Source organism: Streptomyces nanhaiensis (assembly GCF_046614825.1).
Classification (GTDB): domain Bacteria; phylum Actinomycetota; class Actinomycetes; order Streptomycetales; family Streptomycetaceae; genus Streptomyces; species Streptomyces radiopugnans.
On record NZ_JBKJFM010000152.1, the window covers coordinates 1 to 14,230 of the forward strand.

General features: G+C 74.0%; 11 protein-coding genes. 8 read left to right on the top strand and 3 right to left on the bottom strand.

Annotated features, from left to right (window positions below; translation table 11 throughout):
- Positions 1–260: 260 nt before the first annotated feature.
- From ACLIYP_RS24985 to ACLIYP_RS24995, 3 genes are all read right to left on the bottom strand, one after another.
- On the bottom strand, positions 261–1,124 hold the full coding sequence (locus ACLIYP_RS24985) for an ABC transporter ATP-binding protein (RefSeq protein WP_412715375.1): 864 nt from the start codon (positions 1,122–1,124) through the stop codon (positions 261–263).
- A 65-nt stretch (positions 1,125–1,189) separates the two neighbouring features.
- Complete coding sequence (locus ACLIYP_RS24990; protein ID WP_412715368.1) at positions 1,190–2,290, bottom strand: FecCD family ABC transporter permease; 1,101 nt, start codon at positions 2,288–2,290, stop codon at positions 1,190–1,192.
- Positions 2,287–3,357 carry a FecCD family ABC transporter permease gene (locus ACLIYP_RS24995; RefSeq protein WP_412715369.1) on the bottom strand — a complete coding sequence of 357 codons (1,071 nt, stop codon included), beginning with the start codon at positions 3,355–3,357 and terminating at the stop codon, positions 2,287–2,289. The genes ACLIYP_RS24990 and ACLIYP_RS24995 overlap by 4 nt, the downstream gene beginning before the upstream one ends.
- Positions 3,358–3,496: 139 nt before the next feature.
- On the opposite strand from ACLIYP_RS24995, the gene ACLIYP_RS25000 reads away from it, so the two are divergent.
- The 8 genes from ACLIYP_RS25000 to ACLIYP_RS25035 form a co-directional block, all read left to right on the top strand.
- A complete protein-coding gene (locus ACLIYP_RS25000) occupies positions 3,497–4,534 on the top strand; it encodes an ABC transporter substrate-binding protein (RefSeq protein WP_412715370.1) in 1,038 nt (345 codons plus the stop codon).
- Positions 4,535–4,629: 95 nt separating this feature from the next.
- Positions 4,630–5,559 carry a siderophore-interacting protein gene (locus tag ACLIYP_RS25005; protein ID WP_412715371.1) on the top strand — a complete coding sequence of 310 codons (930 nt, stop codon included), beginning with the start codon at positions 4,630–4,632 and terminating at the stop codon, positions 5,557–5,559.
- Between the two features lie 202 nt (positions 5,560–5,761).
- On the top strand, positions 5,762–7,273 hold the full coding sequence (locus ACLIYP_RS25010) for a pyridoxal phosphate-dependent decarboxylase family protein (protein WP_412715376.1): 1,512 nt from the start codon (positions 5,762–5,764) through the stop codon (positions 7,271–7,273).
- Positions 7,274–7,296: 23 nt separating this feature from the next.
- On the top strand, positions 7,297–8,598 hold the full coding sequence (locus ACLIYP_RS25015; protein WP_412715372.1) for a lysine N(6)-hydroxylase/L-ornithine N(5)-oxygenase family protein: 1,302 nt from the start codon (positions 7,297–7,299) through the stop codon (positions 8,596–8,598).
- Positions 8,595–9,167, top strand: coding sequence for a GNAT family N-acetyltransferase (locus tag ACLIYP_RS25020; protein ID WP_412715373.1), 573 nt, complete (start codon positions 8,595–8,597; stop codon positions 9,165–9,167). The genes ACLIYP_RS25015 and ACLIYP_RS25020 overlap by 4 nt, the downstream gene beginning before the upstream one ends.
- 71 nt (positions 9,168–9,238) lie before the next feature.
- Positions 9,239–11,014, top strand: coding sequence for an IucA/IucC family protein (locus tag ACLIYP_RS25025; RefSeq protein WP_412715377.1), 1,776 nt, complete (start codon positions 9,239–9,241; stop codon positions 11,012–11,014).
- Between the two features lie 9 nt (positions 11,015–11,023).
- A complete protein-coding gene (locus ACLIYP_RS25030) occupies positions 11,024–12,592 on the top strand; it encodes a DHA2 family efflux MFS transporter permease subunit (protein WP_412715378.1) in 1,569 nt (522 codons plus the stop codon).
- Between the two features lie 2 nt (positions 12,593–12,594).
- A partial coding sequence (locus ACLIYP_RS25035) for a penicillin acylase family protein (protein WP_412715374.1) occupies positions 12,595–14,230 on the top strand: 1,636 nt, incomplete at its 3' end.

Below are 14,230 nucleotides of genomic sequence, written 5' to 3' on the forward strand. Positions count from 1 at the left end.
GGCGATCTACGGACGCTTCGGGTACGGCGTCGCGGCCCGCCACGTGCGCGCGGAAGCCGGCCGCGGCCCGCCGGGAGCGGGCGTTCCCGGCCCGGCCGAGGGCGCGGCGGCCAAAGCGGAAACCGCCGGCGGCCCCGGCCTCGCAGAGGTTGCCGGCCGTTCCGTCGTCGAGGGCCGCGGGATCGTGGAGCCGGTCGCCGAAGACCTCCTCGAGCCGACGCAGCCGGCAGCGGACGCAGGCGCCGGGACAGCGGGACGGGTCAGGAGAGCTGACCGGCCGCCTGGGGCTTGCGGGCGCGGCGCCGCGCCGCGGGCACCACCAGCGGAGTGCCGGTCTCCGGGTCGTCGATGACCCGGCAGGGCAGGCCGAAGACCTCCTCGACCAGTTCGGCCGTCACGATCTGCTCCGGCGGCCCGGAGGCCACCACCCTCCCTTCGCGCATGGCGATCAGGTGGGTGGCGTAGCGGGCCGCGTGGTTGAGGTCGTGGAGGACGGCGACCAGGGTGCGGCCCTGCTCCTGGTGGAGGCGGGCGCACAGGTCCAGGATGTCGATCTGGTGGGCGAGGTCGAGGTAGGTGGTCGGCTCGTCCAGCAGCAGCAGGGGGGTCTGCTGGGCCAGTGCCATGGCGATCCACACCCGCTGCCGCTGCCCGCCGGACAGTTCGTCCACCGAGCGGTCGGCGAGCTCGGCGACGCCGGTGGAGGCCATCGCCTCCGCCACCACGCGCTCGTCCTCCGCCGACCACTGGCGCAGCAGGCTCTGGTGCGGGTAGCGGCCCCGGGAGACCAGTTCGGAGACGGAGATGTCCTCGGGCGCGACGGAGGACTGCGGCAGCAGGCCGAGGGTGCGCGCGACCTGCTTGGCGTTGGCCGAGGAGATGTCCCTGCCGTCCAGGAGCACCGTCCCGGCGGCCGGTTTCAGCATCCGCGACAGGGCGCGCAGCAGGGTGGACTTGCCGCAGGCGTTGGGGCCGATGACGACGGTGAAGGAGCGGTCCGGTATCGCGACCGTGAGGTCCTCGGCGATCGTCCGCCGCTCGTAGGCGAGGGTCAGGCCCTCGCCGCTCAGCCTCGTCTCCCCGGTGGCCGGGGCGTCGTGGTCGCGGTGGTTGCCCTGCTTCATCCGTTCTGCTCCGTCCTGGGGGGTGTTCGGCCGGGCCTCCGGGAGCCCGGCCTCCGCGAGGATGCTCATATCCGGCCTGCCTTCCGCTGGGTGGCCAGCAGCCACACCAGGTAGCAGCCGCCGAGGAGGCCGGTGAGAACGCCCACGGGGATCTGCCGTCCGGTGAAGAGGTTCTGGGCGGCCCAGTCGGCGATGACCAGCACGGCCGCGCCCATGCACGCGGCGGGCAGCAGGTTGGGGCCGGGCGCGCGGGTGAGCCGCTTGGCGAGCTGGGGCGCGGTGAGCGCCACGAAGGAGACCGGGCCTGCGCAGGCGGCGGCGAAGGAGACCAGGACGACGGCGGAGCCCAGCGCAGCGGTGCGGGAGCGCTCGACGCTCACGCCGAGGGCGTGTGCCGCGTCGTCGCCCATCTCCGTCATCCGCAGGGCCCGTCCGCAGCCCAGGACGACGACCGGGCCCAGCACCGCCAGCGCGACCAGCAACGGGGTGAGTTCGCGCCAGCCGCGGCCGTCGAGGCTGCCGGTGATCCACAGGATCGCGCGGGACGCCTCCATCAGCTTGCCGCGGGTGAGCAGGTAGCCGTTGACGCCGGTGAGCATCGCCAGGACGCCGATGCCGGTGAGCACCAGCCGGTAGCCGTGCATCCCCCGGCGCCAGGCGAGGGCGTGGATGAGCAGCCCGGTGAGGAGTCCTCCGGCGATGGCGCCGCCGGCCAGGGCCGCGCTGCTGCCGCCGGCGAGGACGACGAGCAGCGCGCCGGTGGAGGCGCCCTGGGTGATGCCGAGCATGTCGGGGCTGCCCAGGGGGTTGCGCACCACGGACTGGAAGACGGCTCCGGCCAGGCCGAGCGAGGCGCCGACGAGGAGGGCGGCGAGTACGCGCGGCAGCCGCAGTTCGTTGACGATGAAGTCCTGGGCGGGGGTGCCGCCGCCGGTGAGGGTGGCCAGCACCTCGGCGGGGCTCATGGGGTAGTCGCCGCTGCCGATGGTGGCGACGCCGGCGGTCAGGGCCGCGAGCAGGCAGACGACCGCGGCGATCAGGGCGCGGGGGCGGAAGCGGAGGCTGAGCGCCGATCCGGCGCGGAGGGTCCTGACACCGGCCCTCGCGCCGGTCCTCGTACCGGTTGCCGCGCCGGCCCCCGCCCCGGTTCCCGTTACGGTCCTCATGCCACGGCCACCTTCCGCCGCCGCAGGACGTAGAGGAAGAGGGGGCCGCCGAGGACGGCGGTGACGACGCCGACCTGGAGCTCGCCGGGGCGGCCCAGCAGCCGGCCGAGCACGTCGGAGCCGAGCAGCAGCACGGGGGCGAGCACCGCGCAGTACGGCAGCACCCAGCGCAGGTCGGGGCCGGTGATCGCGCGGACCAGGTGCGGCACCATCAGCCCGACGAAGACGATGGGGCCGGCGGCCGCGGTGGCCGCGCCGCACAGCAGGGTGACGGCGACGACGCAGGCGGCGCGGACCTTCTCCGGCCGGGCGCCCAGGGCGCGGGCCTGGTCGTCGCCGAGCGCGAGGGCGTTGAGCGGCCGGGCGAGGGCCAGGGCGGCCAGGAGGCCGGTGGTGATGAACGGCAGCACCTGCGCCACGGTGTCCGCCCGGGCCGAGGCCAGCGAGCCGACGGTCCAGAAGCGCATCCGCTCCAGCGACGCGGCGTCCAGGATCATCGCGGCGTTGACGTAGGAGTACAGGGCGGCGTTGAGCGCCGCGCCGGCCAGGGCCAGCCGCGCCGGGGTCGCCCCTCGCCCGCCGCCGACCGCGTAGACGAGGACGGAGACGACCGCCGCTCCGGCCAGGGCGAACCACACGTAGCCGGTGAAGCCGGTCACCCCGAGGAAGGCGATGGCGGTGACCACGGCGGCCGAGGCGCCGGCGTTGATGCCCAGCAGCCCGGGGTCGGCCAGCGGATTGCGGGTCAGCGCCTGCATCACCGCGCCGGCCAGGCCGAGGGCGAGGCCTGTGAGCAGTCCGAGCAGGGTGCGCGGCAGCCGCATCTCGTGCACCACGCTCCAGGTCGCGGAGCCGCTGTCGAAGAGGCCGGACCAGACCTCGCCCGCCGACAGCGGCCGGGCGCCGAAGCCGAGGCTCAGCACCAGCAGGACGAGCAGCAGGGCCACCGAGCCCGCCAGCCCGGCGGAGCGCAGGGCGGTACGGGTGCGCTTGGGCGGCCCCTCGACGGCGGGGGGCGGCGCCTGCGCCGTCCTCTCCCCCGCGGGACTCGGCTTGATGAGTGACACGTGCGGACTCCGGTGTGCCGGGGGGAGATCGGCGACCGTCCCCCTTGGGCTCGAACTTTGGTTAGGTTAACCTAACAGCCGCGGCCGGTGATCCGAACACCCGCCGCATCCTTGTGCGTTTGCTCAGAGAGGCCCAGTCATGTCCTACGCAAGAACCGCCAACCTCTCCCGCCGGGGCATCCTCGCGGCGGGCGGCGCCCTCGGGCTGGGCGCCCTGCTCGCGGCGTGCGGGGACGGCGATTCGAAGGCGTCGGGCAACGCCTCGGAGAAGGGCGGCGGCCCCTGGTCGTTCACCGACGACCGCAAGAAGAAGGTCACCGCCGACAGGACGCCCGAGCGCATCGTGGCCTTCACCGGCACCGCCGCCGCCCTGGCCGACTTCGGCCTGAAGGACCGGATCGTCGGCGTCTTCGGCGAGACGCTGCTGGAGGACGGCTCGGCCCACCCGCAGGCCGGCGGTCTGGACGTGAAGAAGGTCGAGGTCATCGGCAACGCCTGGGGCGAGTTCGACATCGAGAAGTACGCCGCCCTCAACCCCGAGCTGCTGGTCACCCATCAGTACGACTCCGGCTCGCTGTGGTACGTGCCCGAGGAGAGCGCGGACAAGATCCTCAAGCTCGCCCCCAGCGTCGCCGTCCAGGTCGCGAACGTCTCCCTGCTCAAGCCGATCCAGCGTTACGCGGCCCTGGCCGAGTCCCTGGGCGCCGACCTGAAGTCCAAGCAGGTCACCGATGGCAAGGCCCGCTTCGAGGCGGCGGCCGAGAAGCTCCGCAGGGCGGCCGGGGCCAGCGGCGGACTGCGGGTGCTGGCCGCCTCCGGCAGCGCGGACTACTTCTACGTCTCCACCCCCGCGCCCGCGGCCGACCTGAAGTACTTCGCCGAGCTGGGCGTCGAGTTCGTCATCCCCAAGGACATCAAGGCCAGCGGCGGCTACTTCGAGAGCCTCAGCTGGGAGAACGCCGGGCAGTACGAGGCCGACCTCATCATCCTGGACAACCGCAGCACCGCCCTGCAGCCCGAGGACCTGAAGTCCAAGCCGACCTGGGAGTCGCTCCCGGCGGTCAAGGCCGGCCAGGTCGCCGAGTGGGACCCGGTGCCGCGCTTCTCCTACCAGGGCGCCGCACCGCTGATGGAGAACCTGGCCGACGCCATCACCAGGGCGAAGAAGCTCGGCTGAGCACGGGCCGGGGAGGCGCCGCGGCGCCTCCCCGGCCCGTTTCGCGCCACCCAAGACCGCGCAGGACAGCAACCTCCGAGAAGGAGAGCCCGCAGATGACACCGCGCACCGCCGCCCCCGCCGCCTCCCGCACCGCCTCCCGCACGGCCTCCCGGCCGGCGGCGCCCCGCCGCGCTCCCGCCGCCCGGCCGGCCTCGCCGTTCGGTTTCTTCGAGGCCTCGGTCGTGCGCAGCCTGCGGCTGGGTCCGTCCCTGGTCCGGATCACCTTCGGCGGGGAGCGGCTCAGGGGGTTCGCGGGCGGCGGGAGGGACCAGAGCTTCTCGCTCTTCCTGCCGCAGCCCGGCCAGAGCGAGCCCGTCGTCCCGGTGGAGGCGGGCGACGGCTGGTTCGCGGCCTGGCGGGCGACGGACCCGGCGGTGCGCGCGGTCATGCGCTCCTACACCGTGGCCGCGCAGCGCCCGGAGGCCGGCGAGGTGGACGCCGACTTCGTCCTGCACGGCGACACCGGGCCCGCGACCCGCTGGGCGCGGCGCGCCCGGCCGGGCGACCGGGTGCGCCTGCTGGGCCCGGTGACCGCGGACAACAAGAGCGTCGGCTTCCGCCCTCCCCCGGGCACGGACCGGGTGCTGCTGGCCGCCGACGAGACGGCGCTGCCGGCCGTCGCCGGGATCCTGGCCTGGCTGCCGGCCGGCGTCCGGGCTCGGGTGTGGGTCGAGGTGCCCCGGGCCGGGGACGTACGGCCGCTGCCCACCGCGGCCGACGCCGAGGTCACCTGGCTGGTCCGGGAGGACTTCCGGCGGCACGGCGCGGTGGTCGACGCCGTGCGCGAGGCCGCGCTGCCCGACGAGGTCCCGGGCGGCGCGTACGCGTGGCTGGCGGGCGAGGCGGGTGCGGTGCGGGCGCTGCGCCGCCATCTGGTGTCCGAACGCGGCTTCCCCCGCGGCCGGGTGGCCTTCTCCGGGTACTGGCGGCTGGGCGCCTCGGAGGAGGACCTGCGCGCCGAGGCGCTGGCCGGTGCCGCCTGACGCGGGATCACGCCCGCACGGAGCCCCACGTACCACCTGCGGTACGCGGGGCTCCCACATGATCAGAGTAAGTTAGGATAGCCTTACCTAAGTTTCCCGCTCCCCCGATTCGGAGGACCCGCGCGTGAGCCCCCAGGGATCCGCCTCCCCTCTCGCTCCTGCCGACACGGCCGCCCCCGCCGGCGCCGACCCCCGCTCCCACCTGCTGAACGACTCCACCGCCGAGTACTACCGGCGGCTGGTCTCCGAAGGCGCGGGGCGGGTCGCCCGGACGGTCGCCGGAGCCGGCCGCCCGTTCACCGGAGTCACCCCCGGCGAACTGGCCCCGCTGGTGGACGGCATCGACCTCGACCGCCCCCTGGGCGATCCGGCCGCCGCCCTCGACGAGCTGGAGCGCGTCTACCTCCGCGACGCGGTCTACTTCCACCACCCCCGCTACCTCGCCCACCTCAACTGCCCGGTGGTGCTTCCCGCCCTCCTCGGCGAGGCCGTCCTCTCCGCCGTCAACTCCTCCCTGGACACCTGGGACCAGAGCGCCGGCGGCACCCTGATGGAGCGTCGGCTCATAGACTGGACCGCCGCGCGCATCGGCCTGGGCCGAGCCGCCGACGGCGTCTTCACCAGCGGCGGCACCCAGTCCAACCTCCAGGCGCTGCTGCTGGCCCGCGAGGAGGCCCTCCGGCTGCTGCGGAAGAACTCCCCCACCCCGCCGCCGGTCTGCGAGATGCTGCCGAAGCTGCGCGTCCTGACCTCCGAGGCCGGCCACTTCTCCGTCCAGAAGGCCGCCAAACTCCTCGGTCTGGAGCCGGGATCGGTCGTCTCCGTGCCCTGCGACGGCGACCGCCGGATGCGCGCCGACGCCCTCGCCCGCGAGCTGCGCCGCTGCCGGGAGGAGGGCCTGACGGTGATGGCCGTCTCCGCGACCGCCGGCACCACCGACTTCGGCTCCATCGACCCCCTGCCCGAGATCGCGGAGCTGTGCCAGGAGGCCGGGACGTGGTTCCACGTCGACGCCGCCTACGGCTGCGGGCTGCTGGCCTCCACCACGCGCCGCCATCTGCTCAACGGCATCGAACGGGCCGACTCGGTCACCGTCGACTACCACAAGTCCTTCTTCCAGCCGGTCAGTTCCAGCGCCGTCCTCGTCCGCGACGGCGCCACCCTGCGGCACGCCACCTACCACGCCGACTACCTCAACCCGGCCCGCAGCGCCGAGAAGCGCATCCCCAACCAGGTCGACAAGTCCCTGCAGACCACCCGCCGCTTCGACGCGCTCAAGCTGTGGCTGACCCTGCGCATCATGGGCGCCGACGCCGTCGGCGCGCTCTTCGACCAGGTGGTGGACCTCGCCGCCGACACCTGGCGGATCCTGGAGGACGACCCCCGCTTCACCGTCGTCACCAGGCCGGCGCTCTCCACCCTGGTCTTCCGCTACGACCCCGGCGCGGACGCAGGCGCGAAAGCGGAAGCGGGCGGCGCCGGCGAGACGGCCGTGGACCTGGCCAACCTGCACGCCCGCGAGGCCCTGGCCGCCTCCGGCGAGGCCGTGGTCGCCGGGACGGTGGTCGACGGCCGCCACCACCTGAAGTTCACCCTGCTCAACCCGGAGACCACGACGGACGACATCCGCGCCGTCCTCGACCTGATCGCCGGGCACGCCCAGGAGCACCTGGCCTCCTCCGCCGCCCGCCGGGGCGGCTCGCCGGCCGCCTGAACCACCAGACCCACGGAGACGACGTGTCCACCCCTCACGACTTCATAGCCATCGGACTGGGCCCCTTCAACCTGGGGCTGGCCTGCCTGACCGAGCCGATCGACGACCTCGACGGGCTCTTCCTGGAGAGCCGCCCGGAGTTCGACTGGCACCCCGGCATGCTGCTGGACGGCGTCACCCTGCAGACGCCCTTCATGGCCGACCTGGTGACCATGGCCGACCCCACCTCTCCCTACTCCTTCCTCAACTACCTCAAGCAGTCCGGGCGTCTGTACCCGTTCTACATCCGCGAGAGCTTCTATCCGCTGCGCGCCGAGTACAACGCCTACTGCCGCTGGGCCGCCGGCCGGCTGTCCTCCGTCCGCTTCGGCCGCGAGGTCGTCGCCGTCTCCCACGACGAGGCCGAGGGCCTGTACACCGTCACCGCCCGCGACACCTCCACCGGCGAGCGCGGCGAGCACCGGGCCCGCCACCTGGTGCTGGGCACCGGCACCCCGCCGTACGTGCCGGAGTCCTGCGAGGGGCTGGGCGGCGACGTGATCCACAACTCCCGCTACCTGGAGCACAAGGAGGCGCTCCAGGCCAAGGAGAGCATCACCATCGTGGGCAGCGGGCAGAGCGCCGCCGAGATCTACCACGACCTGCTCTCGGAGATCGACACCCGCGGCTACCGCCTGAACTGGGTCACCCGCTCCCCGCGGTTCTTCCCGCTGGAGTACACCAAGCTGACCCTGGAGATGACCTCCCCCGACTACGTCGACTACTTCCACGCCCTGCCCGAGCCCACCCGGCACCGGCTGGAGGGCGAGCAGAAGGGCCTGTTCAAGGGCATCAACGAGGCGTTGATCAACGACATCTTCGACCTGCTGTACGCGAAGAGCGCCGCCGGCCCCGTCCCCACCCGGCTGCTGACCAACACCGCCCTGACCTCCGCCTCCCACGACGAGGCGAGCGGCTCCTACACCCTCGGGCTGCACCAGGTCGAGCAGGGCAGGGAGTTCACCCTCACCACCGAGGGCCTCATCCTGGCCACCGGCTACCGCCACCGCGTCCCCGCCTTCCTGGAAGGGATCCGCGACCGCCTCCGCTTCGACTCCTCGGGCCGCTTCGACGTCGCCCGCAACTACAGCGTCGACGTCACCGGCCGCGGCGTCTTCCTGCAGAACGGGGCCGTCCACGCCCACAGCGTCACCTCTCCGGACCTGGGCATGGGCCCGTACCGCAACTCCTGGATCATCCGCGACATCCTCGGCCGCGAGGTCTACCCCGTCGAGAAGTCCATCGCCTTCCAGGACTTCGGCGCCCCCGAGGGGGACATCGCGTGAGCGACGTCCTCTTCCACCGCGAGGACCCCCGGCTGGGGGGATTCTCCGTGGTCGCCCTCGACCCCGACGCCGACGCGCCCCTGCTGCACTCCTGGGTGACCCATCCCAAGGCCGTGTACTGGCTGATGCAGGACGCCGACGAGCGGCAGGTGGCCGACGAGTACCGGCGGATCGCCGAACACCCGCACCACGACGCCTTCCTGGGCCTGCACCGCGGCAGCCCCGCCTTCCTCGTCGAGCGCTACGACCCCGCCCGTGTGGAGCTGGCCGGGCTGTACGACCACCGGCCCGGCGACGTCGGGATGCACTTCCTCACCGCGCCGTCCGACACCCCCGTCCGCGGGTTCACCCTCGCCGTCATCACCACGGTGATGGCGATGCTCTTCGACGACCCGGCCGCCCGCCGCGTGGTCGTCGAGCCCGACGCCCGCAACACCGCCGTGCACGCCCTCAACGCCGCCGTCGGCTTCGAGGTCGTCGGCACGATCGCCAAACCGGAGAAGGAGGCCCTGCTGAGCGTCTGCACCCGCGAGCGCTTCGAGGCCGCCGTACGAGGAGCCGCCCTGTGACCGCCGCCTCCCCCCACGCCGTACCGCACCCCGATCCGCAGTCCGGTCCGCGGGCCGATCCGCACAGGGCCGTGGCCCATCTGACCCCCGGCAACTGGGAGACCGCCGTACGGCTGCTGCTGCGCAAGGCCCTGTCGGAGTTCTCCCACGAGCGCCTGCTCGCCCCCGTCGACCTGGGCGGCGGCCGCTACGCCGTCACCGGCGGCGAGGGCGGCGAGGAGATCGAGTACCGCTTCACGGCACGCCTGATGGCGCTCGACCACTGGCAGATCGACGCCGGCAGCATCACCCGCCACCGCGGCGGCGCCGAACTGCCCCTGGACGCTCTCGCGTTCTTCACCGAGTTCCGCGACGCCCTGGGCCTGAGCGACGAGATCCTCCCCGTCTACCTGGAGGAGATCAGCTCCACCCTGGCGAGCACCGCGTACAAACTGGCGAAGAAGCCGGTCACCGCCGCCGAGCTGGCCGGCGGCGACTTCCAGGCGATCGAGACCGGCATGACCGAGGGCCATCCCTGCTTCGTCGCCAACAACGGCCGCCTGGGCTTCGGGATCCACGAGTACCTGGCCTACGCGCCCGAGACCGCGGCCCCGGTGCGGCTGCTGTGGGTGGCGGCCCACCGCGACCACACCACCTTCACCTGCTCGGCCGACACCGACTACGACACGCTGCTGCGCGCCGAGCTCGGCGAGGAGACCCTGGACCGCTTCGGCTCCGTCCTGCGCGGCCAGGGCCTGGATCCGGCGGACTACCTGCTGGTCCCCGTCCACCCCTGGCAGTGGTGGAACAAGCTCGCCGTGACCTTCTCCGCCGAGGTCGCCCAGCGCCGGATCGTGCCGCTGGGCGAGAGCGAGGACGAGTACCTGGCCCAGCAGTCCATCCGTACCTTCTTCAACACCTCCGACCCGGGCAAGCACTACGTCAAGACGGCCCTGTCCGTGCTCAACATGGGCTTCATGCGGGGACTTTCGGCGGCCTACATGGAGGCCACCCCGGCCATCAACGACTGGCTGGCCGAGCTGGTGGCCGAGGACCCCGTACTGCGCGCCACCGGCCTGGAGATCATCCGCGAGCGCGCCGCCGTCGGCTACCGCCACCCCGGCTACGAGGCCGCCACCGACCGCTACTCGCCCTACCGCAAGATGCTCGCGGCCCTGTGGCGCGAGAGCCCCGTCCCCCGGCTGGGGGAGGGACAGCGCCTGGCCACCATGGCGTCCCTGCTCCACACCGACACCGACGGGGGCTCGCTGGCCGCCGCGCTGATCGAGCGCTCCGGCCTCACCCCCGAAGCGTGGCTGGGCCGCTACCTGGACGCCTACCTCACCCCGCTGCTGCACAGCTTCTACGCCTACGACCTGGCGTACATGCCGCACGGCGAGAACGTCATCCTCGTCCTGGAGGACGACGCGGTGGCGCGGGCGGTGTTCAAGGACATCGCCGAGGAGATCGTCGTGATGGACCCCGGCGTGGAGCTGCCCCCCGAGGTGGAGCGCATCCGCGCCGAGACACCCGAGGACATGCGGCTGCTGGCCATCCTCACCGACGTCTTCGACTGCTTCCTGCGCCACCTCGGGGCGATCCTCGCCGACCGGGGCGTGCTCACCGAGGACGCCTTCTGGCGCACCGTCGCCGAGGCGGTGATCCGCTACCAGGAGTCCGTGCCGGAGCTGGCCGAGCGGTTCGAGCGGTACGACATCTTCGCCGGGGAGTTCGCGCTGTCCTGCCTCAACCGGCTCCAGCTGCGCGACAACCGGCAGATGGTGGACCTGGCGGACCCCTCCGGCGCGCTCCAGCTCGTCGGCAGCCTGAGGAACCCCATCGCCCCCTACGCCCCGGGGAGGGCCTGACACACCGTGGTGACGACCGACCCGGCCGCCGGCGCCGGCCCGGCGCCCGATCCTGCGGCGGCGACCGGGCCGCCCGGCGGGCACCCCGCCCGCTGGGCGATCCTCGCCGTGGTCTGCCTCGCCGAACTCGTCGTGGTGCTCGACAACACCGTGCTCAACGTGGCGATCCCGTCGCTGACCGGCGAGCTGGGCGCGTCCACCGCCGACGTCCAGTGGATGATCAACGCCTACGCCCTGGTGCAGGCGGGTCTGCTGCTCGCCGCGGGCAGCGCCGCCGACCGCTACGGCCGCAAGCGGATGCTGCTGACCGGGCTGGCCCTGTTCGGGGCCGGCTCGCTGGCGGCGGGGCTCGCCTCCACCTCCGCCCAGCTCATCGCGGCCCGCGCGGGCATGGGCGTGGGCGCGGCGCTGCTGCTGACGACCACCCTCGCCGTCGTCATGCAGGTCTTCGACGCGAGCGAGCGGCCCAGGGCCATCGGCCTGTGGGGCGCCGTCAACGCCCTCGGCTTCGCCTCCGGGCCGGTCGTCGGCGGGCTGGTGCTCAGCCACTTCTGGTGGGGCGCGATCTTCCTGATCAACATCCCGGTGGTGCTCATCGGCCTGGTCGCCGCCGCGGTCCTCGTCCCCGAGAGCCGCGATCCGCGCGGCGGCCGCCTCGACCTGCCGGGCCTGGTGCTCTCCGTCACCGGTATGACCTGCGTGGTCTACGCCGTCATCACCGGACCGGAGGAGGGCTGGACCTCCCCCGGCGTCCTGGTGCCGGCCGTGCTGGGCGCCGCCGTCCTGTCCGTCTTCCTGCGCTGGGAGCGGCGCACCGGGCATCCGATGCTGGACCCGGCCCTGTTCCGCAGCCGCCGCTTCACCGGGGCCGTGACGGGTGTCGTGCTGATCACCTTCGGCAGCGGCGGGGCCCTGTACCTGCTCACGCAGCAGTTCCAGTTCGTCCGCGGCGACAGCCCGCTCCAGGCGGGCCTGGCCGTGGCGCCCTTCGCGCTGACGGTGGTGCTGGTGAACTTCACCGGCGCCTCCGCGCGGCTGATCGCGCGCCTGGGCCTGCCGGTGGTGATCGCCTGGGGCATGGCCGTGATGGCGGCCGGGCTCGCGGTCGTCGCCCTCGTCGGCGACGGGGGCTACGGCTGGATCCTGTCCGGCCTGGTGCTGATGGGGGCGGGCTGCGGCTGCGCCAACCCGGCCATCGCCGAGGCCGTCATGAGCTCGATCCCCAAGGAGAAGGCGGGCGCGGGGGCCGGTGTCAACGGCACCCTCTCGGAGATGGGCGCCGGCCTGGGCGTGGCCGTGCTGGGCGCCGTACTCGCCTCCCGGTTCGCCGCCCTGCTGCCGGACTCGGCCAGCACCGCCGAGTCGCTGCCCGCCGTGCTGGCCCGGGTCTCCCGGGAGGCGGACCTGGCCGCGGTCGCCGAGGCGTTCGCCTCCGGCCTGCGGACCGGGCAGCTGGCCGGCGCCGCGGCGATCCTCGCGGGCGGCTGCGCGGCCGGCCTGCTGCTGGGCCGCGCCGGGCGGTCCGCCGTACGGGATCCGGCGGCGGAGCCGCATCCCGCCGCCGGGAAGGAGAGCTGAGCATGGCCGTGAAGGTCTACCGGGACGCCTGGGGCGTACCGCATCTGCGCGCGGACGGCGCGGACGAGCTGGCGTACGCCCAGGGCCGCAACGCTGCGGCGGACCGCGCCTGGCAGATGGAGGTCGAGCGGCACCGTTCGCAGGGCACCTCGGCGTCGTTCCTCGGCGCCGAGGCCGTCTCCTGGGACCGGTTCGCCCGGCGGGTCCGGCTGGAGGACACCGCCAGGCGCTGCATGGACGCCCTGGAGCGGGAGGACCCCGGCACCGCCGCCTGGGTCCGCTCCTACGTCGACGGGGTAAACGACGGGCTGGCGGAAGGGGCCCGCCGGGCACCGGAGTTCGCCGCCGCCGGGCTCGCCCCGGGCCGGTGGCGGCCGTGGACCCCGATGGGCGTCTGGCTGTCTGCGCACATCCTGTTCGCGGGTTTCCCGGCCAAGCTCTGGCGCGACGCCGTCGCCCGCCGCCTGGGGCCCGAGTGGGTGGGGGTGTTCGCCACCGACGGGCCCGGCACCTCCGGCAGCAACGGCTGGCTCGTCCCCGGGGACCGCACCGCCACCGGTGCGGCGATCGTCGCGGGCGACCCCCACCGGTTCATCGAGGACCCGGGCGTCTACCAGCAGATCCGTCTGGCCTGCCCGGAGTTCGACGTCGTCGGCCTCGCCGTCCCCGGCGTACCCGGCATCGCCCACTTCGGCCACACCGGCCAGGTGGCCTGGGCCATCACCAACGCCATGGCCGACTACCAGGACCTCTACCGCGAGCGGCTGCGGCGCACCGGGCCGGACGGCGAGCGGGTGGAGGCGCTGGGCCCGGACGGATGGCGGCCCGCCGAGCGCCACGTGGAGACGATCGAGGTGGCCGGCGGCGAGCCCGTGACGGTCGAGGTGATCGAGACCGGGCGCGGCCCCGTCATCGCCGACGGCGACGAGGCGGCGGAGTGGGCGGATCCGGCCTTCCCGGCCCAGGAGCCCCCGGCCCAGGAGCCCTCGGCCCAAGGCTCCTCCGCCCCGGAGGTCTTCGGCGCGATCACCCTGCGCCACCCCCCGCGCGTCCGCGCGGACCTCGGCTTCGGAGTGCTTCCCGCCCTGCTGCGGGCCCGGAGCGTCGCCGACGTCGACCGCGCCCTGGACGGCTGGGCGGAACCCGTCAACGTCGTCCTGGCCGCCGACACCGCGGGCGGGACTCTGCACCGGGTGGCGGGCGCCGTCCCCGCGCGCCACCCGGACAACCGGACACGGGTCGTGCCCGCCTGGGAGCCCCGGCACGCCTGGCGGGACCGGTACGAACCGATGCCGCGCGAAGGCGTGGAGGGGATCGCGGTCATGGCCAACCAGCGCGGGATCGCCGGACCCCTGGGCGTGGAGTTCGCGCCGCCGCACCGGGCCGAGCGCATCCGGGAGCTGCTGGCGGGGCGGGCCGGGTGGTCCGCGCGGGACATGCCCGCCGTCCACCGCGACACCCTGCTGGCCTCGGCCGCGCCCCTGCTGGACCTGCTGGCGCGCACCGGCCCCGGGGAACTGGCCCCGGCCGCCCGGCGGTTGCGGCAGCGGCTGCTGGACTGGGACCGCCGCATGGACGCCGACAGCGCCGGAGCCGCCTCCTTCGCCGCCGTCCGCACCGCGGCGGTGCGGCGGCTGG